Here is a 20,796-nt window from a genome sequence, read left to right as displayed (position 1 = left end):
GGTCAAATCCGATACTCTTAGAGATGGAAGGATCTACTCCAAAAACGGTTTCTCAGTCCAAAGTAGTAAACTTTGGACTTTATAAGATCAAAAAAACTCTCAGAGAAGAGGGTTTTGAAGTGGTGGAAAAACCGGACGGAAAGATCACTCTCGTGATCCGTGTCGGAAAGGAAAAACAAAGTTAGACAAACTTTGCCAGACCGAGTAAAAAACTCCCCACGCCTAACATTCCCGCTAAAATCCAACGAGTTTGTGTCGAGATCGTTTTATGGATTTCCGAAATCTCCGTTTTCAATTCCACCTTAAGTTCGTTGTGGTGACTGAACACCTCTTCTCGAAACTTACTCTGAGAATCCTGAATCTCCGAACGGAATAAATAAAATTCTCGAGTGGTCTCCAACTTCCATTGGTTCATTTCCCCCCGGAGAAGATGAATTTCTTCTTTGGTTTGCGATTGTATACCGCGGAGTTCTTTGATTTCCTCATTGAGAGCGGAAGCTTCTTTGTGAAGTCTCCTTTCAAAACGGTTGGAAGAAAAACCGACGATTTCGTTACGGAACTCGTTCAGAGTGGTGTTGAGAAATTTACGAAACTGAAGTGAACCATCCAGACCGAGAATTTCTTCGAGTTTATTCGGAATTTTGTGTACCCAGATCATAGGATTAGAATGAACTTTTGACGGAGACTGCTCAAGCATTATTTTTTACCTCTCATCCGGAACGGTTCCAAAGGAGTGTGCGAGGTGGCGGCTTTTGAATTTTTTTTGTCGATTTTTTTAGCAAATTAGAAAATTCTTAAATAGTTTATTTATCAAAGGAATTGATTCTTTCCTGGAAGAATGGAGACAAAAAGGATCTTTCCGGACGAGAAAGGAACTCTACTCGGAGTTGCATTCTTAAATCGAAAAAATGAGAACATTTCGATCGATGTCCTTGTGAGCGTGAGAATGAGAATGCGATTTGTGTGTTCTGAAGACAATAACCTTTATCGGGAGTTTGTCCCCAAATCTCAAATGTAGGAACTCCAATCCGGATTTTACAAAAATAATTCCTTTGGAAAGTTCATAGCCCGCTTAAGAAAACTTGGTCAGCGGGAGCTCCAGCGTTTTGATTGCGAGTTTGACAGAGTTGTTGTAGTCGCTTTTTTAAGATTTTGGAAAAGCGCTTTGTATATCAAAAAAATATAATTTATAAAACTCTCATAGATATGAAGTTAAAAAGAATCCGGATCGCTTTCCGGAAGTTCCACTTCTTCTTTTTTGGGTTCCGGTTTTAGAAAGTCCGGGCATTTCTCCTGAAGTCGTTCGTGAACTTTCCACTTGTCTCCGGCGAGAGGCATAACGCGTAAGTAAATTCTATAATTCCGAACCGACCCTTTGCAGTAGCCGCCCTTGAGATAAAGATTGCCTAAAAGTTTTCTCGCCCCCGGATGAGCCGGTTCCAACTCGATGACTTGATTGGCGAGACGTACGGCCTTGTCCGGATTGTTAGCCGCGAGTTTTCTTGCTTCTTCCCAGGCGGGAACGGTTTCCTTTTCATATCTTCTATAAAGATCCACATTCCCCATCTGAAACAATCGAAAGATGATCGCGTCTTCTTTTCCGTTCTGACAGATTCCATACCAGACGTCTTCTTCTCTTTCCGTGATTCTGTTGGCGCGGATCCCCGCGAGTTTCGAACCGTCCACACAGCCGGTCGCTTCAAAAAGATCCTTCATCGCCTGCGGTGAAGTTGCAAGAATTCTTCTCGCTCCGTTTTCAAACGTTGCGATCTCGTCTTCCGGAAGAGAATCCTCAGGATTGGGTACGTCCAAAAGACCGGACAAAACTCTCAGTTTGATCGAAGATTCCAAAACCCATTCGGGAAGATTTAAGGATTTTAAAAAGACGTCTTCCTTCTGAAAGATTCTTCGATAGACGGAACAATCGATCAAGGTAAGAATCAGGGACGAAAATAAGAGGAAACGTATCGAAAGGGAGAAAAACGATCCTGAGAGGACTTTTTGATTTGCCACAATAGGTAACATGTGATTTCTCAACAATAGAATCAATCAGGAATCTATGATCCAAGAACTGAAAGCAGATCTAAACGGCAAGGGACAAAAACACTGCGTGATTGTTTCCCGCTTTAACGAATTCATCACCGAAAGCCTTTTGAAAGGCGCTCTTGAATCCTTCCGGATGCACGGAGTCAAAGAAGAAGATATCACCGTGGTAAGAGTTCCAGGCGCTTATGAAATGCCAGTGGTAGTCGCGAAGGCGGCGGCTTCCAAAAAATACAACTCGATCATCTGTTTGGGCGCGGTGATCCGGGGCGCGACCGCTCACTTTGATTTCGTAGCGGGAGAATCCGCAAAGATCGGTTCGATCGGCGTCCAGTATTCCATTCCGGTTGTGTTTGGAGTTTTAACCACGGATACGATTGAACAGGCGATCGAAAGAGCAGGGACCAAGGCCGGAAACAAAGGTGCGGAATCCGCTACCACGGCTATCGAAATGGTCAACCTGCTTTCCCTTCTCTAAATGTCAGCCAGACGTACTTCCCGCGAAATCGCCGTAATGGCACTTTACCAATTGGAACTTACAAAACCTCCTCTCAAGGACGTTTTGAAGTTCAAGTGGTATGATAAAAAAACAGAACAAGAAGAAAGGGATTTCGCCATTTCTATCGTAAATGGGGTTGTGAAAAATCAGGAACAGATCGATACTCTGATAAAGAAGTATTCCAAAAACTGGGACTTTTCCAGAATCAGCGTCGTCAATAAGGCGATCCTTCGTCTGTCAGTCTATGCTTTGTTGTATACCTGGGAAGTTCCGAAGAACGTTACGATCGACGAAGCGGTGGAGCTCACGAAAGAATTCGAGAGTGAAGAATCGGCTCGGTTTGTAAATGGAATCTTAGACGCAATTCTCAAAAACGAAATCAAATCCGATGGATGAAAAAGAAATCCGAAAAAACAGGCTGTTCTTAGAAGGAATAGAGGAAAAAGAACTCTATTTCCCCGAAGATAAGGAGCAGCCCATTCGGATTCGCAGATCATACAATAAACTTCTAATATTCTGGATTCTTCTCGGAGCCCTCGTTTTGGGAGCTTTGAGTTTCGCGGTTTACTATCAATTCTTCCGTTCTTCTCCCGGTTCCGAGTTCGCCGGCGGTTTCAACAAAGATCTCGTACAAAATAAATCCGATATCAATCGTCTTCTCGAAAGACCTTATCTTCCTGACGGAAATGCGAATCCGCAACTCGCGAAGTGTATCAATCTTTATAAGGAACGATTCACAAGACAAGCATTCGATTATTGTAATGAATTTTTGGATTCTACCGGAACTCAGGAAGAGAAGTCCATCGCACTCACAGTGTTAGGCGTAATACACGACGAGAGCGGACGTTATCCGCAGGCGATCGAACGTCTCCAGAAAGCGGTTCAATTTGATCCGAAGAATTTTTACGCGTATTACAATCTTACACTCGCATACAAACACGCGGGAAGATTCGCCGACGCGAGAATGGCGGCGCTCAAAGCAAAGGAAATCGCGCCCAACGATCCTAGGATTTCCTTGCTCGCGGGGAATCTTTTCAACGAGTTGAACGATCCCGACGCGGCGATCGACGCTTACAAGGAAGGACTTGCTCAATCTCCGGACGATATGTATCTCACTTACAACTTGGCGGTGAGTTATTTTAAAAAAGGCGAGATTCCGCAAGCGGAAGAAGAATTTAAGAAAGTTGTAATGAAGTCTCCTTCCGGAAGGCTGGCCGCTCTTTCGCATTCTTATCTGGGAAACATCGCCTACAACAAACAGGATTATCCGAGCGCGGAATATCATTTCCGACAGGCGAGCTCGCTTTCTCCAAACGAAGCGAAGTATCTTTATAACCTCGCCGTCGTTCTTCAGAAGAATGGAAAAAAAGAAGAAGCTCTGAAATATCTGGAACTTGCAAGAGACGCGGGCGCGAACGATCCGGAGATTTATAGATTGATCGCGGAAGGATTCTCCAATTTGAATCAAGGAGAAATGTCGATCTCCGCTCTTCAGAAAAGTCTGAAATACAATCCTACCGATTTGGATTCTCTCTTTCAACTCGCGGAAGCGTATTACAACAAAGGCGATCTTCTTTCCGCCGAAGAAACTTATAGAAGAATCGTGTCTTCCACTCCGGGTGATAGTTTTACCGAAACTGCGCTTATCAATCTCGGAGTCGTTCTGGATCAGATGGAACGTTACGGAGAAGCGATCACGGCCCTAAATCGTGTACTCGAACTCAATCCGAAAAACGCAAAGGCGTATCATACGCTCGGGCTCGTCTACAAACATTCCGGAAACGGAACCTTGGCGATCGAAAACTGGAGAAAGTCCGCTGCGCTCGAACCCGAAAACGTACAAAGCAGGGAAGCTCTGGGAGACTATCTCTTGGAGAATAAATTCTTCCGTGAAGCCGTGGAAGAATACACGGGTGTGGTAAAACACAAGGAAGACGCTTACAAGGTCTATCTCAAGATGGCCGAAGCCTATATGGGAATGCAGGACGATTCCAACGCCGAAAAAATCCTATTAAAAGTTTTGAATACTTCCAGAGACGGAAGCGATCTGAAGAATGCCCACAAAAAACTGGCGCTTCTTTACAATAGGTCCAAAGACCCCGATCTCAAAAACCGCGCCAAGGACGAAGCGTTTCGTTCGGCTCATATGGATCCCGAGGACATGGAAGGCCGACTGGTACTTGCAAAAATTCTAATAGATTCCAATTCGATTTTGGATCGTGAGAAAGCGATCGACGAATTGACCGCGATCGTTCGTTCGGACGTAAGACCGAAGACCGCGGCCACGGCATACAACTATCTCGGAATCTGTTATTACAAAAACGGAGAATACAAACGAGCGGTTCGTTCGTTCCAGAGTTCTATCGACTTGGACCCTTCTCTTTCCGAAGCTTATGAAAACAAACGCGCCGCCTCCGCAGCGCTGGAAGAATCCACTCGAAGGGAGGGATTTTTCTGAGGATCTTCTTCACAAACGTTTTCCTTTTGATTCTACTTACCATTCCGATCGTAGCGGCAGAAACTCCCAAAGACGAATTTAAAGAAAAGGTCTTGAGCGCCGGAAAGGCTCAAATTTCGGCCATTTCCGAAATTCGATCTCGAAGCCGGTTGGATCTGGTTAAGGAATTGGTTCCGATTTTTCAGAACGATTCTACGGACGAAAAGGTTCAACTTGCGATCTTAAAACTATTCGGCGAACTCGAAGACTTGGACGGTCTTGCACCGAATTGGGTAAACGTTTTGGATTCTACCTTCCAAAAGACGACTAACGTAATTCTGAAAAAAGAGATTCTTCTTTTGGCCGAAAAGAAAAAGGAGAAACGACTGATCTATTCCGTGATCGCCGCCTTTGCGGATCCGGAGACCGAAGTAAGACTTTTGAGTTATAAACTCATGCAACTTTTAAAGGACGATCGGGCGTTGCCGATTCTTTTGGACATGTCTCTTTCCAAAGATTCGGTTCAGAGGTTGTATTTTTTAGAGTCCTCTCTGATCATAAAGGACGAAAGAATTCAGAATCAGATTCATAAATTGGTGAACGACGAAAGTTCGGGTGTGCGAAAAAAATATCTCATCGTGATCAACCGTTTGGGAATGACTGAAAAATTTTCTCAGTTTCAAAAATCGGCGACGAGCGATCCGGACGACGACGTTCGTCTTGTGGCTCTCGAAATTCTTAAAAACAAAAAAAACCGTCAGAACATCTCTCTTTTTTACAAGGGTTTGAGCGATCCGAATCCGGATATCAGAAGGGTTTCTTTGGAGGCGCTTCTTGTCTTTCAGGATAAACAAGGAGCGAAAGCGGTATCCGAACAATTGACTAAGGAAGACGTTCTTTTTCTCAAAGCGAGGATGATCGATCTATTGCTCGACCTCGGAAGCAACGGGGGAGGGCAGGGAATTCTCGCCGTGTTGACTAACGGAGAGGAAACCGAACTTCGGACCAAGGCCGCTTACGCCGTGGGAAAGTTAGGCGCGAATACGAGTGCGATCGAACTTACCAAAATTCTTTCCGAAGAAAAAGAGAATATGGTTAAATGGCAATTGATTCATTCTTTGGGGGAACTCAAAGATAAGAACGCGGTGCCTGCGTTACTCGTTCTTGCGAGAAACCCGAGAGAAAAACTGAATTTGAGACTCGAAGCCGTCGCGACCATACGGACGATCAACGATCCGGAAAGCCTTCCTTCCTTGTTCGAAGCTTACGTTTCCGAAACTGAAAAATCTCTTCGTGTCGAATTGGAAAACGCGATGCGGGAAATCTTAAATCTGAAATTTCCTCCGAGAATGCCATAATTCTTAAATTACTCCAACCTCTTGTAATAACCGATCGAGACGTTTACGAAGAGTCCTTGATCGTGGGCCTTATGAAGACCTAAAAGACCGTACTGATTTTCAAATGCGACAGCATTCGGGGAATCGCTCCAAGCGTTCGGCCAAAAACGAATCGACGGTTCGAACATAAGACCTTCGCTTCCACCAAGAGGAAAAAAACGATAGTAGAGACCGAATCCAACTGAGCGAGTTCTATAACGGTGAGTGGAACCGGGAGAAACGTATTTGGCGCCGTATAAGAATTCGGCTTCGATCGTTTTTCGAACCGTGAGATCCAAAAAATTCTCGGAAGAAGAAAGGGGAGGAACCCAGTTTTCAAAACCGTTTCCCTGAATCGGAAGATCGGATCGAATTCCCAGGGATTGTGAAAGATAGAGTTCGTCCGGACTTGTCTTTGATTGAACGCGATAGAAATGTTCTTTCACTTCCAGACGAAGATCCAAGTTGGGAGTAAAAAGATAACCGACGCCGAAACCAGTCGTGTAAGGAGCATTGACCCTGAGACCTTGTTCCCTTTCCGTTTCGTTTAAACCGACTCCGCCGGCGGCGTCGAAATTGAGATTCGAGCCGTGAGAATATTCGAATACGAGATTTTTTCCGTAGTAGGTTCCTGCGAGGTTCCAACCTCCCAGAAGCGGTTGAGAAAGTCCTCCTTGAAGTGAAATACCTTCCGCGTTTAAAGAAGAAAGAAACGTGAAAAGAAAAACTGAAAATAGGGTTTTGATTAAGATTCTTGACATTCAGGTTCCTCCGAATGGAGTTTAGTTTATCTCGAAACCAAGGTCCGGTCGCCCCACCCCATTGGGTGGAACCCGTTTTTTAAGGAGAAAAAGATGAATTTGGATTTCGGATCCTTTGCCATCGTCGGCGGCTTGCTTCAGTCGATTCTTCTTTCCTTATTCTTTTTTCGTCTGAAACAAAAAGGAAACGATAGCCGATATCTTGGTTGGGCTTTTCTTCATCTTTCTCTTTTATTCGGTCTCGGTTTGGGATTTCAGACGGGTTGGGTTTTGGAGTTCCCGCATCTTTCGAGGGTCGGATTTCCTTTGGGAGCGCTCGCGGCCCCGATCTTCGCCATAGCGCTTCAGAAGTATTTCGGATATCCAAAGGATAAAATCTGGACCCGTTTTTCTTTTTTAGCGCCTTTGATTCTTTTTTTGTATTCGATTCCTCATTATCTCCTAAGCCCCGAAGAAAAATTAAAATACATTTTGGAAGATAGAATCACTCCTCACGCGGAATGTATTCGAATGAGTTTGGCGACTCTTCTTTCCAACATCGTGATCTTTGGAAGAATTTACGTAAGACTCGGAGAACTTGGGAAAGAATTTCCGGCGTCGGTGTTTCGTGAAATTTTCGTATTTAGAAAGTTTGTGATTCTTTGTGTGATTCTTCTTTTGTTTTCTTTTTTTCTCTTTCTCATCGATTCCGGATTTAGGGCCGAAACGATATCCAACGCAGCGCTTTCTTTTTGGGTGATCGGATTTGCTTGGTTTAGAGTTTACGCTGAAAGTTCGGAAACGGTCCCTTTGACTTTGTATGAAAAAGAAGAATTCAAATATAAAAAATCTTTGTTAAGCGAAGAGAGCGTTCATGAAATCGGTGAGAGAATTTTTAAAATTCTAAATTCAAAAGAATCTTATCTGGATTCCGAGTTCGATCTCGGAAGTTTAGCCGAGGAACTCGGTATTTCCACGCATACGGTCTCGCAGGCGATCGGTAGATATTTTCAAAAGAGTTTTTTAGAACTCTGCAGAGAATATAGAATTCGAAAAGCGAAAGAACTTCTTAAAACCACGGATCATCCCGTTTTGAGAGTCGGCCTGGACGCGGGTTTTAATTCGAAGACGAGTTTTTTGCGAGCGTTTAAAGAAGAAGAGGAAATGACTCCGAGTGAATATCGCGAAACGGTTCGTTAGGTTTTCCAATGGCTTGGATCGATTCAACTTTCAGAATGTAAGCCATTGGAAGGCAAGAGTTCGATTCGGATTCAAAAGACAAACATACCTGCTCCGGCTCTCAAGACCTTGAAACGCGGGAACTCATTTCAATTTGGGATAAGAAAAGAAAAATTAGAAATTCTACAAAAAATAATGAGACGTAATTTGTGGGAACTCTAACGGATGTTTGGAATTTTATAAAGCGGATTTTTCCTTCGTCCAGGGCCGTTAGGAAGTCTCTATAGTTATACTCATTCGTAAATAGTTCCTATATAAAACCTTCAAAGGAAGGTAGGAAAAAGGATCGAAATATTCCGGATTTCAAATTCGACATTCGTCTGTTCAAAAAAAGGATTCTCTTCTTGGGTGAACCGATTTTATCTGAAGCTATGTCAGAAGTTACGAATCAGCACTCACTCGAACACTACCGAAAACTGGAGAACATGTATCACGGCGCTCCGGTGAACGTATATTTTAAACCGTTGCTAACGATCGGAAAAGGAACGGCGGAACTCAAGATAGAAATTCGAGAAGATTTTTTTCACGCAGCGGGCTCCACGCACGGAGTTGTCTATTTCAAAGCGGCGGACGACGCGGCCTTTTTTGCCGCCAATTCTCTCGTGAAGGGAAACTTTGTTCTCACTTCTACGTTTCACCTAACGCTTCTTAGGCCGATTCAATCCGGGATTTTAACCGCGAAGGGATCGGTGGTTCAAAACGCGACTCACCAGATCATTGCGGAATCGATTCTTGTTGACGAAAAGGGAAGAGAAATCGGCAGAGGAATCGGGAACTTTGCAAAAAGCGCGATCGCCTTAACCCCGGAGATGGGATACAAACTGGAAGAATAAAGATCGAACTTTTTTGAAAATAGATCCGATTACAAAGAAAGGGCGACGCCTTTTCAAACCTTATTTACGATCATAATCCTTGAAGTTTGATCCGGAATTCCACCCATAAGCCGATTCTTATCGATTCCGTTTTTTACTTTGAAAACCGCTCGTAAAAACTTGAAGAACAAGATACGGTCGAGCTTCGAGTTCGGATCAATTTGTCGTTACACAACGAACTCGGAGGGCGCTCGATTTATCGTTCACCCACAACTGTCCGCTGGCAAAGTCGATCAGCATAGCGGAGGTTTTCAAATTATCAAACGTAGTCGAGGTCCAGTGTGGGTTGGGAGGCGTATTCGGAAAGATCGGATTGATCCGGGGAGCAGGCTGTGTATAATCGACGATGCTCAAAAGTTCGTTTACGTTCGGTAATCTCCAATTCGTTCTCCCTGCAAAATTCAGCATTTCGCAGGTATTGATCGCGGTGTTCCAATCTTCGTTGTTAGGCGCTCCCGCGCAGGTCGGCCAAGCCACTCCATCGGGACATTGCATCCAAAGAAGACCGGTATTGGAATCGGTAATCGTTCCGTTTGCATTATCGATCCATGCGGGTGCAGACAAAGAACTTCCGGAAACACAACGGAGATTGATATTCACGGCCTGAACGTTAGAGTAAAAGCCGAGATTGGGCGCGTCGAAACGAATTACGAAATTGTTCCCAAAATTTAAAAGATCCGGAGTATTGCTCCAGTAGCTGATACCTGAAAAGGTATTCGGAAATTGACCATTGATATGCGGATTGTTCGTGTAATGGAGCAGAGAAGCAAGTTCTCGTAAAGTCGGAATTCGCCAATTTGTTTTTCCCGCATAACCCTTGCCCGCGTTTAGAGTATTCAACTCCGAGCAACTTCCGGGAAGTCCACCGTTTGCGTTAGTCCAGCTGATGGGAGCGGTGGCTCCGGAGGCACAATTGGAACCACTTTGACCCTGTGCGCAGGATTTCCAGGTAAGGCCGTGAAGCGTGTCTAACGTCGTGTAATCGGAAGGATATCTACAGTGTTGAGTCGGTCCTACGAAATTTCTCGCATTCGGTATGTTGGCGTATTCCCCGTCTTGTCCGGTTCCCAAGCAGGGGGTGGAAGCCAATCCTAAATAACAGTTGGTTTGTCCCGTATCGGATATAGCGTTCGGATTAAAATTGGAGAACCCGGAAGGGCAGGAATCGGAGCCGCTTGATTCTTCTTGAATTTCCGGGGTGTCTACCTTATTCAAATATTGTAATGCTACAAATGGCGGATCCGGTTTTTCCGGAGCATTTACACAGAAGAAAAAGAATAGATTCAAAATACATAAAATAAAACGAAATTGCATGTGCGTTTCCCCGTTTTTAGTTAAAAACATATTATAGAATTAAGATTTTCTGAATTATAAAAATTACCGATATTCCTGAATCCATGGATTCAAAAATAGAACTCGATTCTATACAAAACAATTCTTCCCTTTGTTTTTCTTATTTTGTATAGAATGAGTAGATGTAACTTTGCTCGGCCATTCTTTGATTTTGTAAATTCAAATTCGAGGATCGAATTATTCAGGTTATATCTTGAAAACAAGAATCCTTGTTTTGTCGGGACTCTGGCTTTGGAATCCAAACTTTGTTCTATGGCTCAAAACCATTGCCGGGATTTGTTGCTCTTCCGATAAGATCGAATGATTTTGGAAGAGCTTCCAAGACAAAAGGTATGTTGACTGGTTTTATTCTTGGGAAGTTTGAAAATGAGAATATGGATTAGAACTGAATGGAAATCGCAAAAGAATCCGATAAACGGATTCTCTTTTTTTATTTTCTAAAGAGGACGATTTTTTTATGAATTCAATACTCGAAGAAAGACGCTAAGTTTTATATTCAAAGTATTCGGAGCTTGTCTCAAAACCCCAAAATGTAGGAACTCCAATGAGAATTTGACGGCAATCGGTTTGTTAGAAAATTCAAAAGCTGACTAAGGGACGAAATCCGTGGGAACTCCTGCGTTTTATCAAGAGATTACGGAGTATCTTCAGTGGTCCCTTTCAAGTTTTCGGACAAGCTCTTCATTTTTAATAGAACATTCTAAGTTTATTGTGCTGTAGCTACACAGATAGCGCTTGCTGGGTTCGTTTTTGCGGTCGTTGTCAATGTCCCGCCGCCTCCGAAGTTAATGACTATACTTGTAGTTAAGGCATTTATATCACTTGTAGAAGTCCAAAAAAGGGCGGAAGGAAAATTGGGGAAAGTTGCTGTTTGAATCGCGGGATTACCAGCTCCTGCGTAGTCCACGATGCTTAAAAGCTCGTTTACGTTTGGAAGTCTCCAATCACTTCTTCCCGCAAGAACCAAGCCGTTGCAGTTTGCAAGCGCGCTGTTTCGGTTTCCTGAAAACAAAACTCCCGCCAAACACGTAGTGTTTGATTTTCCAAATGGACATTTAGACCAAAGGAGATTTGTGTTTCGATCGGTGACGGTACCGTTCCCGTTATCCGTAAAATTGAAAGCCGATTCCGGAGTTCCGGAAACACATCGAAGAAGTCCGTTAGCTCCCTTTACAAAAGGCTGAATGGGCGGAGAATTGATAAAGTCTACAACCCATTCCATCGTCGTATTCAAAGGATAATCGGTATTCGTTAAATAAACATTACTTTGATCGGCGTTTGGGAAAGGTGCTGTTTCCATATGTGCGGGAGCGTTCATATAGTGATAGATAGAAAGTAATTCTTTTGCGGTCGGAATTCTCCAGTTTGTTCTTCTCGCGTAGCCGTTCCCTCCATTCTGAGCATTGAGAGCGTTGCAGGTTCCAGGGCCGCCCAAACTTGCAGTATTCCAGCTGAAAGGCGTAGCCGCTCCGGCGCAGGTTGGCCCCGTTTGGCCTTCCGGACAGGTTTTCCATACAAGGCCACGATTGTTATCCAGGGTCGTATAATCATTCGTATATTGAGAATGTTGCGTCGGACCGGTAAAGGACCGTTGGCTTGGAATATCGTTAAATTCTCCGTCTTGTCCTGTGTTAAGACAAGCCGTAACACCTCCTGCATTGGTATAACATAAGGTTTGTCCCGTATCACTGATCCTATTCGAATTATAAGATGGGTTTGTCACGGAGGGTTGAGAAGTTGCGTCCTCATTTACATTGACTGGAGGCTCGACTAAGAACTTAAATAAGGTCAACGGTGGATCCGGTTTCTCGGGAGGACCTTTGCAGGTCAGTTGAACAAAAATAACTGGAAGAAGAATCATTATCCGAAACATAAAAAACCTCTTTGGAGATAACCTGATTTTTTTAAGAAATATATGAGCATGGAAGAATCATCGGAATAGGCTCTAATACCTTCCAATTCCATTCTTGTGAAGTAATATTTACAGAATCAACTATTCAGTTGATAATATGAGATGTCGCTTTAAGTGGCATTTAAGTGAGTGCCGGTCACTGAGTGGGGGAGGATGAGAATATTATAAAAATATAAAATACGAATTAGAGTTCAGGATGAATCATTTTTGCATTCTAAATTTACTTTTTGCAAATACAAAGTTTCTCAGTCGGAACTTCGACAAAAATTCTTATTGGAATTCGGATCTTTGTGGATTGGATCCCGGCAGTTTTCAAACTTGCGGGTAAGTTTCTGATTTAGAGGAGGAGAATCCGATTCGAAAAAGGTTCTGCTCCATTCGGGAACAGAACCACATTGTTTGCCATCTCCTGCAAAATAAATGAATACTTTGGGAAACGTGTAGATGGAAAATAAGAATCCACAAGCTCAGATTTGAGCTTGTAGTTCCAGAGTTTGGATCGGTCTTGCTTCCCCAAGCAGTTTGAATCGAAGTTCTTTTGGAGAATTTTCTTCAAACTTGAGACAAGCCCTTCGAAAAGAGGAAGGAGAATTGAATCCGCAAGCCAAGGCGATTTCCAAAAGGTTCATTTCCTGATTTCTTAAAATCATTTCCTTTGCAGCTTGTAATCTATGGTAATTGAGAAAGTCGGAAAAGCTTAGCTTCTTATAATTGTTTAGATAATAAGAGGCTTGATGGACTGACAATCCAATGTAAGCTGAAAAATCCGGCAAACGAATCTCTTCGTCTAAAAATTCTCGATTTAAAACAAATCGTTCGACGTTCTCGTCGATTTTTGTTATATTCACTCCTTCCAATAGATTGCGAGGGATGTACTGATTGAGGATCTGAGCTTCCTCTTGGATGCTCTCAGTTTCTAGTTCCGTTTCAATTTCCGAATTCTTGGGTCTAAAAATGCTTTTTCTCAAAATCTCAGGATAGTTGTATTCTAGAATAAAAAAATAGATCACAAAAAGCGCCGGCGCTGCCAGAGCAAGTATGACTAAATTCATCGAACCGATCCAGAGTCCGATGGTGTGACCGGATATCGCAAAACTCAGAGCAAAATTTTGCAAAGGATAGTTGTAGTAGATTCGTTTTAGTTTTTGTTTTTTGATATAGGAAAAGGACCAAATCCCGCCAGTCACCTGCATTGAAAAAATCAAACCCTTGCCTAAATAGGTTATCGAATGCAGATTTTCTAAAAATAAAGAAAGGATAAAGACAACCGGAAAACCGAGAAAGGCCCAAAGGCTCGGTTTTAAAGGATCTTTTAAATATCCAATCACGTGAAGAGAATAGAATGTCGTGGATAAACTTGCACAAATCGCAAACCCGAAAAAATACGAATAGAAGATTCGATGTTCCATGGTAAGCAAGGTGTCGGTCGGTAGAATGATATAAGAAAAAGCTCTTCCTTGACCGATGATGCAGAAAAACACGCTCAATAAAAATATCCCACGAACCAAGTTGAGATGATTCGATCTTCCTTTATACAAGCCGGAAATTCCGGTTAAAAGGCTGATTGCAATACTCGACGAATAAAAAAATTCTAAATATCGATTGATCCCGTTGTTTAAAGAGCCGAGATAATTCAATAAATCCAAATCTGGAAAAAAACCCATCGTAAACACTCCTGTCTTGTCTTTCGTTACTCTCGTGCCCTTTGAATTTCGAAGCGGAGATAACGTCTTCTTCAGCGTTTTTTAAAAAGAAAAAGTTTCCTTTATAAAAAACAAAACCTGAGTTCTCTATTTTCATTCTTCTTGTTTTTGTTTGAGAATGAATTCAAAGATCAAAGATTTCTTTGATAAACATATAAGTATTTGCCGTAAAAATCCTTTCAGTATATAAACTGAAAAGCCAGTGTGGATTTCATGATTCAATTCTATTTATAAATAATTTTCTTTCTTGATATTTCGAAGTCACAAATTGTTAAGCGAAGAGAAGTCTGAGCAAAGAAATTCAGAAATGAATCCATTTGTGTCAAAGACGTAAGAAGTCTGAATGCTATTTTGCTATGATCTTTCAACTGAATGAATTCCTACTTTTACGTTTCTGCTAAATCCAGTGCGGATATCTCTTTTTACAGGCTTTTTTTCCAGGCTTTCCGGTAAAATATTTTTTTCCTCTTTTGGCCTTGTCTTTTTCGAAATTCAGAAAAGAACTCATTCTTTATTACCTGTCCGAATGGCATATTTTGTCGCTTAACAAAAATCTGAGCCTTGATTTCAGAGTCGTTTATTTCTATGACTTGTTCTATGAAATGTTTCGATTGTTTTGAAGGATTTTGAGAATGAGATATATTATGATTAAATAATATATCTCCGGTTTGTTCTGGGCTTTCGGATCCAAATCGTTCTTTTTTATTCGTATCGTATCGAAATCCGATCCGGTGTTTATTCTTCCAGTAATGGCGGATTCTTATCTTATACTAAAACAATTGTTATACAACGGAAGTTCTTGTTTTCTGATTCACAAAAAGAGATTGAACTTTTCTTTTCATTCGTATAGAACAAGTTCACCTTTGAGTTGGCTACCGCGGTTGGATTCGATTCTCCTTCGTTAATGTTTTTGTAACGGCTTTATTTTTGTTTGGAATGATTTTGAGTGATTTGAGGAAGTTTTTTTTGAGATCGCATTTGCTGAGAAGAAGGATTGTTTGTCGCTCATCTTTGCTTCGCAAAGAGCCAACATTGTGCGAACGACCCTTAGGGAGTGAGGCACTGAGTTTCGCTTCGCGGCTTTTGGCTATCTCGGATACTTTCTTTGTAATGGCTTTATTTTTGTTTGGAATGATTTTGAGTGATTTGAGGAAGTTTTTTTGAGATAGAATTTGCTGAGAAGAAGGATTGTTGTCGCTCATCTTTGCTTCGCAAAGAGCCAACGCTTCCGCTTCGCGGCTTTTGGCTATCTCGGATTACTTTCTTTGTAATGGCTTTATTTTTGTTTGGAATGATTTTGAGTGATTTGAGGAAGTTTTTTCTGAAATAGAATTTGCTGAGAATAAGGATTGTTTGTCGCTCATCTTTGCTTCGCAAAGAGCCAACGCTTCCGCTTCGCGGCTTTTGGCTATCTCGCTCCCTATGGGTCGCTCGATAGGAGTTGTGTATGAAAAACAAATGGGTTGTGGTCGCAAATCGATCCGAAGCGAAAATTTACGAGTACAAAGGTTCTCGAAATGGTCTGGAACTTTTGGAAAGTATCGAAAATCCGAAAGGAAGAATGAAAAATCGGGAGCTCATCCTCCAAGCTTCCGGCCCCGGTAAAAGTGCAAAGGCGCAAAGAGTGGCCTTTGATACCGAATCCGTCCAGGAACCGAAACGCAGAGTCGCGGAAACGTTTGCGAGTCAGATTTCGGATCGAATTTCTCAGGGAAGAAAATCCAATCGTTTCCTAAGTCTTGTCCTTGTTTCCGAACCTCGTTTTCTCGGAATGCTTATGGATAAATTGGATCGCCAATCCCAATCGATGATCTTTCATAAGATGGCGAAGGACATTCCAACGTCCGATAATAAAGGAATTCTTTCTCATCTAAGAGGAATCTTAGTTTAGAAAGTTTTTATTTCCTTTTTTTGGAATCCGTTTTCGATCTTAAGGAGGCAGGTTTGATTCTTAAGATCGATCCCGGATTCTTATCCTGCTCCCGGTTTCGGGGCGTTTTTTTCGAGTTTGTCCCCGGGATTTCTTTTTTTAAGAATGAAAACCCTCTTCTTTGTCCTTTCCTTTTCGCAAAAAACATAGACAGAATCTTCTGCTTTCGATTATCTATTTTTTTGATTTCGTTTTATCTCTTTGAATTTTTCTTTTGCGAGATGATACGGATTCTTCTTTTTTTATCCAGCAAGAATATTTCGGAGAATTGAATGACCAACCCAAAAGGAAAATACGTCCTTTCCATCGACAGCGGAGGAAGCGGGATTCGAGCCTTTTTACTCGATCGCAAAGGCAAAATCGTCGAAAGACAGTATGAAAAAACTCCTCCGAACATTCCGGCTCCGGGCGCCCTCGAACACGATCCCGAAGTTCTTTGGAAGGCTCTTCTTTCGCTTCTGAAAAAAATTCAAAAGAAAAAGGCCCTCGCAAAAGAAATCGCAGTATTAGGAATTTGTAATCAACGCGGTTCTTTTCTTCTCTGGGAAAAATCTTCGGGAAAACCCCTGACTCCTCTGATCAGTTGGGCGGATGTCCGTTCTTATAAAACCGCAGACGCGATGAATCGGAATTTTGTCTGGCGTTTGATCCGTCTCATTTCCACAGTAATCGGAAACCTTACCAATCATCCGATGATGATCGCGACTTCCATGCTTCGTTTTACGACCGATCACGCAACCTGTCGTTTGAAATGGGTTTTGGATGAGAATCCGGAACTCAAAAAAAGGTGTAAAAACGGAGAAGTCCTTTTCGGAACCCTGGATACTTGGTTTATCTATAAACTTACGGGCGGCAAGAATCATCTCACAGATTCGTCTAACGCTGTCGCTACGGGAATGTTCAATCCTTTTCAATTGATCTGGAACAAACCGATCTTTTCCATTTTTGGAATTCCGGCAAATCTCTTTCCGGAAGTTAAGGATAGCAACGGAGATTTCGGTCACAGCCTTCCCGAATTTCTTGGCGGGAATTCGGTTCCGATCCGAGCTTCGATCGGAGATCAGATGGCCGCTCTTTTCGGTCAGTGTTGTTTCGAACCGGGAGAAGTGAAAATTTCCCAAGGATCAGGGGCCTTTGTCGACATCAATATCGGACCCAAGGCAAAACTTTCCAAAAGAGGTCTTTTCCCGATGATCGCTTGGAGACTCAACGGACAAACTACTTATATGCTGGAAGGTTTTGTCGCTACCGCGGGAACTCTGATCGATTGGTTGGGGAAGGGGATTGGTCTTTCCGATACTCCGAAAGTTTTAAACGAACTCGCCGCTCAAGCTGAAGATACCGAAGGTGTAGTTTTTATTCCGTATCCAACGGGCGCTCGTTTTCCTTATTTTAATCCGAGGGCAAAGGCTTCGATCAGCGGTCTTTCTCTCGCGACTCACAGACGGCATATCGCAAGAGCCGTTTTGGAAGGAATCGCTCTGAGTCTTTTCGAAGTTTTGGAAGGAATTCAAAAAGATACAAAGGTGAAGATCAAAGAGATCAAGGTCGACGGCGGCGTCTCTCAGTCCGATATTCTTCTTCAATGTCTCTCCGACTTCTCCAACATGAGAGTCAATCGGGCTCCGGAACCGGATATGACGGCGACGGGCGCGGCTTATCTTGCCGGACTTGCCGTCGGTTTTTGGAAAGACACGGAAGAACTCAAGTCCTTACAAAAAGGATATAAGACCTTTGAACCGAAGATGGATCCCGAAAAACGTTCTCAAAAACTAAAACGTTGGAAGAAGGCGGTCGCCGCGACTCTCGCGATCGAATGAATTTTTACATTCTTTATGAACCTGAATTCCTATTTTTCGATTGAGGAATTCAGGTTTTACGGGAATTTTTTTCGAAGTGATTTCGATCAACTCTGAACGTTCGGTATTCGACAAGATTCTCAAGCCTTCGAAACAGGATTGAGAATTTTTGATTCCTGGAGAAAGAATGTAGAGATAGAATGATTCTTTCCTTCTTGCGAGGCCTTTCTTCTATTCGGCGATCTTCGTTCTTTTTCCCTTTTTTAGAACATGGAAAGGATGCAAGTCATCCTTTGAAAGAGCGGTAATTTTAACATCTATGATCCAAGAAAAGTTTCAAGAAACGATTCGGAAGTATTCGGACGATTTTCAAGTCTGTGAGAACTACTGGAACGAAATCGTTCGACATTATTCCGAAAAACATCGATTTTATCACGATCTCAGTCATATCGAAAATCTTTTCAACCTTCTCTATCAAATAAAAGATCGGATTGAAGATTGGGATACGATTCTTTTTTCCATCGTATATCACGACATCCTCTACGACGTTTCTTCTCACGAGAATGAGGAAAAAAGCGCAGTGATTGCGAAAGATCGACTTCAATCCATCGGTTATCCGAAGGATCAAATCGCAAAATGCGCGTCGCAGATCGTTGCGACTAAAGGCCATTCTACGAGCGAGGACTTGGATACGAATTTATTTTTGGACGCGGATCTATCGATTCTTGGAGAAGAATGGAATTTGTATTCCGACTATTGTAAGAATATTAGAAAAGAATATTCCATTTACTCCGATGGCGATTACAAAATCGGCCGTGGAAAAGTTTTAAAACATTTTCTAAATATGGAAAGAATCTACAAAACTGATTTCTTTTTTGAACGTTATGAGAAACGGGCAAGGGAAAATCTGAAAAGAGAATTGGAAAATCTCTGAAAAGCGTTTATTTGAAGATATATTCAAAAAGCCGAATTGAAAAAAGAATCCGGAAGACGAATTGAAAGAAACTAATTCCTATTGAGCAAAACGAATCGAACTGATGACGGTGGTGAGTTCTTTTACGAGATATTCCGCCGGCACCTCATCGCTGTTATAGGTAAGTAGGATCATCCTTTTTTTATTTGCGATCATATAGACCATCCAGAATCTGTCTTCTTTGACAAACTCGCAGGCCATGATCTTGCTCCCTTCTTCGTTCTCAAAATCCGCGACCTTATCTTCTTCAAAGTCGATTTCATGGGTTTTGAGATATCGTTCCAATTCTTCTTTGAGAATATAACTTCCGACTTTGTTTTCAAACGCATAAACCTGAAGGGCGCCGCTTCCGTTTTCCTCGAAAAACGCTGGAATTCCTTCGATGACCATCTGCACCCAGTGCGCGGGAACGACCATGGAATACCATCCGTTCGGCGATTTGTAGAGTTTGTATTCTGGGCCTTGAGACATGAAGAACTCGGATGGTTTCTACCAGGATCTTTTCTTGGAATTTTCGGGCAAGCAGCTTCTAATTCTTGACAATTCGGAATTTCGATTATTTTTAACTCTGTGCTCGCGATCTTAAAGAATCGTAGAAGTCCTTTCTACTTAGCCACCACATTTCTCATCTTGTTGTTATTCGCGCTTCTCGCTTCCACGCTCGCGTTTATCTTTACAGGAATTTTAATCTTAATTCTTCTCATCCATCCTCTGCTTTTGAATTGGATCGGTAAGTTGTACGGACAAGAAGACATCGCGGACGAGGTTCATTTTGCAAAGACAAAGGACGGATGGAATCTCGCGCTTCACAGACATATTCCTCCGCAACCGAATCGTCAACTCGCGCCGGTTCTTGTGGTTCACGGAATCGCGACGAATAAGTATGTGGTCGATTTAGACAGAAGGCATTCTCTTCCTTATTATCTGAAACTTAGAGGTTACGAGGTATTTGCGGTTTCTCTTCGGGGCTGCGGAAGATCGTATCACGAAAGTCCGACTCGTTACGAAGACTTTACGTTTGACGATATCGTAAAATACGACGTTCCCGCGATGATCGATAAAGTGAAGAAGATCACGGGAGCCGATCGAATTTCTTACGTGGGTCATTCTATGGGTGCGATGATTCTTTATTCTCATTTTTGTATTTCCGAACCAAAGGACACAAAGGACATCGCGGCTTTTGTTTCTTTAGGAGGACCGGGAAACTTAAATCATATCGGAATCACGTTGATCGGTCTTCTTTCCCGATTTCCTCGCGCGAGAAAGATGTTGGATTTGAAATTCGGAGCTTCGATTCTCGCGCCCTTAGCGGGAGAACTTTATACTCCGATCGACGAAATTCTTTACAACCCGAAGGTGACTTCTTCCAAAACTGTGAAGAAGATCATGAAGAATGCGATCGAGAATATCAGCGACGGAGTGACCGAACAATTTATGAATTGGATCGAAACCAAAGAGATGCATTCTCTCAACGGTTTTTACGACTACGTTCGTCTTCAAAAAAATATCAACGTTCCTTCTCTGTTTATCGCGGGTGAAAAAGACGTGATCGCAACTCCGGATTCGGTTCGTTCCGTTTTTGAAAATGCGGGAACAAAGAAAAAAGAATTTCGAGTGATCTCCAAGTCGAACGGATCTTCGGATGATTACGGACACGCTTGTCTCGTAATGGGGGATCGGGCCGACGACGACGTCTTTCAATACGTGGAATCCTTTCTCCACAAATACGGAACGAAGACTCAACCGGGTTTGGCCAATAAGATCAAAGAAGGTTTTCTTTCCGTTTTTTCTAAACTTCGCAAACCCTTTTCTCCCTAATTCTGCTGTAATTTTACGTAATATGGATTATGTCATGCCTATTTAATGGGCATATTTTTGCGCTCGGCCTTTTTAGCATTCGTTCTTTATAAAAAGAGGGCA

At 42.5% G+C, this 20,796-nt stretch carries 19 protein-coding genes and 1 pseudogene; 11 read left to right on the top strand and 9 right to left on the bottom strand.

Features of this window, described 5'->3' with window-relative positions; genetic code table 11:
* Window positions 1-23 precede the first annotated feature (23 nt).
* On the top strand, window positions 24-185 hold the full coding sequence (locus JWG44_RS02570) for a hypothetical protein (RefSeq protein WP_205273391.1): 162 nt from the start codon (window positions 24-26) through the stop codon (window positions 183-185).
* On the opposite strand, the gene JWG44_RS02565 is transcribed toward JWG44_RS02570, so the two are convergent.
* Both JWG44_RS02565 and JWG44_RS02560 read right to left on the bottom strand, forming a co-directional pair.
* The gene (locus tag JWG44_RS02565) at window positions 182-658 is read right to left on the bottom strand and encodes an LA_3696 family protein (RefSeq protein ID WP_205273390.1); all 477 of its coding nucleotides are present in this window, start codon (window positions 656-658) and stop codon (window positions 182-184) included. The genes JWG44_RS02570 and JWG44_RS02565 overlap by 4 nt on opposite strands.
* A gap of 554 nt (window positions 659-1,212) precedes the next feature.
* A complete protein-coding gene (locus tag JWG44_RS02560; RefSeq protein ID WP_205273389.1) occupies window positions 1,213-2,025 on the bottom strand; it encodes a tetratricopeptide repeat protein in 813 nt (270 codons plus the stop codon).
* Between the two features lie 34 nt (window positions 2,026-2,059).
* Here JWG44_RS02560 and ribH point away from each other — a divergent pair, with 34 nt between their 5' ends.
* From ribH to JWG44_RS02540, 4 genes are read left to right on the top strand one after another with little or no spacing between them, the layout of a single operon-like run.
* Window positions 2,060-2,521: a 6,7-dimethyl-8-ribityllumazine synthase gene (gene ribH / locus JWG44_RS02555; protein WP_118970049.1), complete on the top strand. Its 462-nt coding sequence runs from the start codon at window positions 2,060-2,062 to the stop codon at window positions 2,519-2,521.
* Window positions 2,522-2,938, top strand: coding sequence for a transcription antitermination factor NusB (gene nusB / locus JWG44_RS02550; protein ID WP_118983560.1), 417 nt, complete (start codon window positions 2,522-2,524; stop codon window positions 2,936-2,938).
* Window positions 2,931-5,000, top strand: a complete 2,070-nt coding sequence (locus JWG44_RS02545) for a tetratricopeptide repeat protein (RefSeq protein ID WP_205273388.1) — start codon at window positions 2,931-2,933, stop codon at window positions 4,998-5,000. The genes nusB and JWG44_RS02545 overlap by 8 nt, the downstream gene beginning before the upstream one ends.
* 47 nt (window positions 5,001-5,047) lie before the next feature.
* Window positions 5,048-6,337: a HEAT repeat domain-containing protein gene (locus JWG44_RS02540; RefSeq protein ID WP_408611864.1), complete on the top strand. Its 1,290-nt coding sequence runs from the start codon at window positions 5,048-5,050 to the stop codon at window positions 6,335-6,337.
* A gap of 8 nt (window positions 6,338-6,345) precedes the next feature.
* On the opposite strand, the gene JWG44_RS02535 is transcribed toward JWG44_RS02540, so the two are convergent.
* Window positions 6,346-7,116, bottom strand: a complete 771-nt coding sequence (locus JWG44_RS02535; protein WP_205273387.1) for a hypothetical protein — start codon at window positions 7,114-7,116, stop codon at window positions 6,346-6,348.
* 93 nt (window positions 7,117-7,209) lie between these two features.
* Here JWG44_RS02535 and JWG44_RS02530 point away from each other — a divergent pair, with 93 nt between their 5' ends.
* The gene (locus JWG44_RS02530; RefSeq protein WP_205273386.1) at window positions 7,210-8,295 is read left to right on the top strand and encodes an AraC family transcriptional regulator; all 1,086 of its coding nucleotides are present in this window, start codon (window positions 7,210-7,212) and stop codon (window positions 8,293-8,295) included.
* Window positions 8,296-8,705: 410 nt separating this feature from the next.
* Complete coding sequence (locus tag JWG44_RS02525) at window positions 8,706-9,167, top strand: PaaI family thioesterase (protein WP_205273385.1); 462 nt, start codon at window positions 8,706-8,708, stop codon at window positions 9,165-9,167.
* A 195-nt stretch (window positions 9,168-9,362) separates the two neighbouring features.
* On the opposite strand, the gene JWG44_RS02520 is transcribed toward JWG44_RS02525, so the two are convergent.
* From JWG44_RS02520 to JWG44_RS22610, 5 genes are all read right to left on the bottom strand, one after another.
* Window positions 9,363-10,520: an Lcl C-terminal domain-containing protein gene (locus JWG44_RS02520; protein ID WP_205273384.1), complete on the bottom strand. Its 1,158-nt coding sequence runs from the start codon at window positions 10,518-10,520 to the stop codon at window positions 9,363-9,365.
* Window positions 10,521-11,265: 745 nt separating this feature from the next.
* Complete coding sequence (locus JWG44_RS02515; RefSeq protein WP_205273383.1) at window positions 11,266-12,432, bottom strand: Lcl C-terminal domain-containing protein; 1,167 nt, start codon at window positions 12,430-12,432, stop codon at window positions 11,266-11,268.
* 506 nt (window positions 12,433-12,938) lie between these two features.
* On the bottom strand, window positions 12,939-14,135 hold the full coding sequence (locus tag JWG44_RS02510; protein WP_205273382.1) for an AraC family transcriptional regulator: 1,197 nt from the start codon (window positions 14,133-14,135) through the stop codon (window positions 12,939-12,941).
* Window positions 14,136-15,046: 911 nt separating this feature from the next.
* Complete coding sequence (locus tag JWG44_RS02505) at window positions 15,047-15,376, bottom strand: hypothetical protein (RefSeq protein WP_205273381.1); 330 nt, start codon at window positions 15,374-15,376, stop codon at window positions 15,047-15,049.
* Window positions 15,377-15,430: 54 nt separating this feature from the next.
* Window positions 15,431-15,655, bottom strand: coding sequence for a hypothetical protein (locus JWG44_RS22610; protein WP_408611863.1), 225 nt, complete (start codon window positions 15,653-15,655; stop codon window positions 15,431-15,433).
* Between JWG44_RS22610 and JWG44_RS02500 the strand changes: the two genes are divergently transcribed.
* The 3 genes from JWG44_RS02500 to JWG44_RS02490 all read left to right on the top strand — a co-directional run bounded on the left by JWG44_RS02500 (window position 15,622) and on the right by JWG44_RS02490 (window position 18,837).
* Window positions 15,622-16,065, top strand: coding sequence for a host attachment protein (locus JWG44_RS02500; RefSeq protein ID WP_205273380.1), 444 nt, complete (start codon window positions 15,622-15,624; stop codon window positions 16,063-16,065). The two genes, JWG44_RS22610 and JWG44_RS02500, sit on opposite strands and share 34 nt — an antisense overlap.
* Before the next feature lie 311 nt (window positions 16,066-16,376).
* Window positions 16,377-17,924, top strand: a complete 1,548-nt coding sequence (locus JWG44_RS02495; RefSeq protein ID WP_205273379.1) for a glycerol kinase 5 — start codon at window positions 16,377-16,379, stop codon at window positions 17,922-17,924.
* Window positions 17,925-18,222: 298 nt separating this feature from the next.
* The gene (locus JWG44_RS02490) at window positions 18,223-18,837 is read left to right on the top strand and encodes an HD domain-containing protein (RefSeq protein WP_205273378.1); all 615 of its coding nucleotides are present in this window, start codon (window positions 18,223-18,225) and stop codon (window positions 18,835-18,837) included.
* Window positions 18,838-18,915: 78 nt separating this feature from the next.
* On the opposite strand, the pseudogene JWG44_RS02485 reads toward JWG44_RS02490, so the two are convergent.
* Window positions 18,916-19,433 (bottom strand): annotated as a pseudogene (locus JWG44_RS02485) (hypothetical protein).
* A gap of 13 nt (window positions 19,434-19,446) precedes the next feature.
* On the opposite strand from JWG44_RS02485, the gene JWG44_RS02480 reads away from it, so the two are divergent.
* Window positions 19,447-20,694: an alpha/beta hydrolase gene (locus JWG44_RS02480; RefSeq protein WP_205273376.1), complete on the top strand. Its 1,248-nt coding sequence runs from the start codon at window positions 19,447-19,449 to the stop codon at window positions 20,692-20,694.
* The last annotated feature ends 102 nt before the right edge of the window (window positions 20,695-20,796 follow it).

This window comes from Leptospira ainazelensis (assembly GCF_016918785.1).
GTDB lineage: Bacteria > Spirochaetota > Leptospiria > Leptospirales > Leptospiraceae > Leptospira > Leptospira ainazelensis.
The sequence above is the reverse complement of the archived record's forward strand: the minus strand, read 5'-3'. Positions and strand labels throughout refer to the sequence as shown.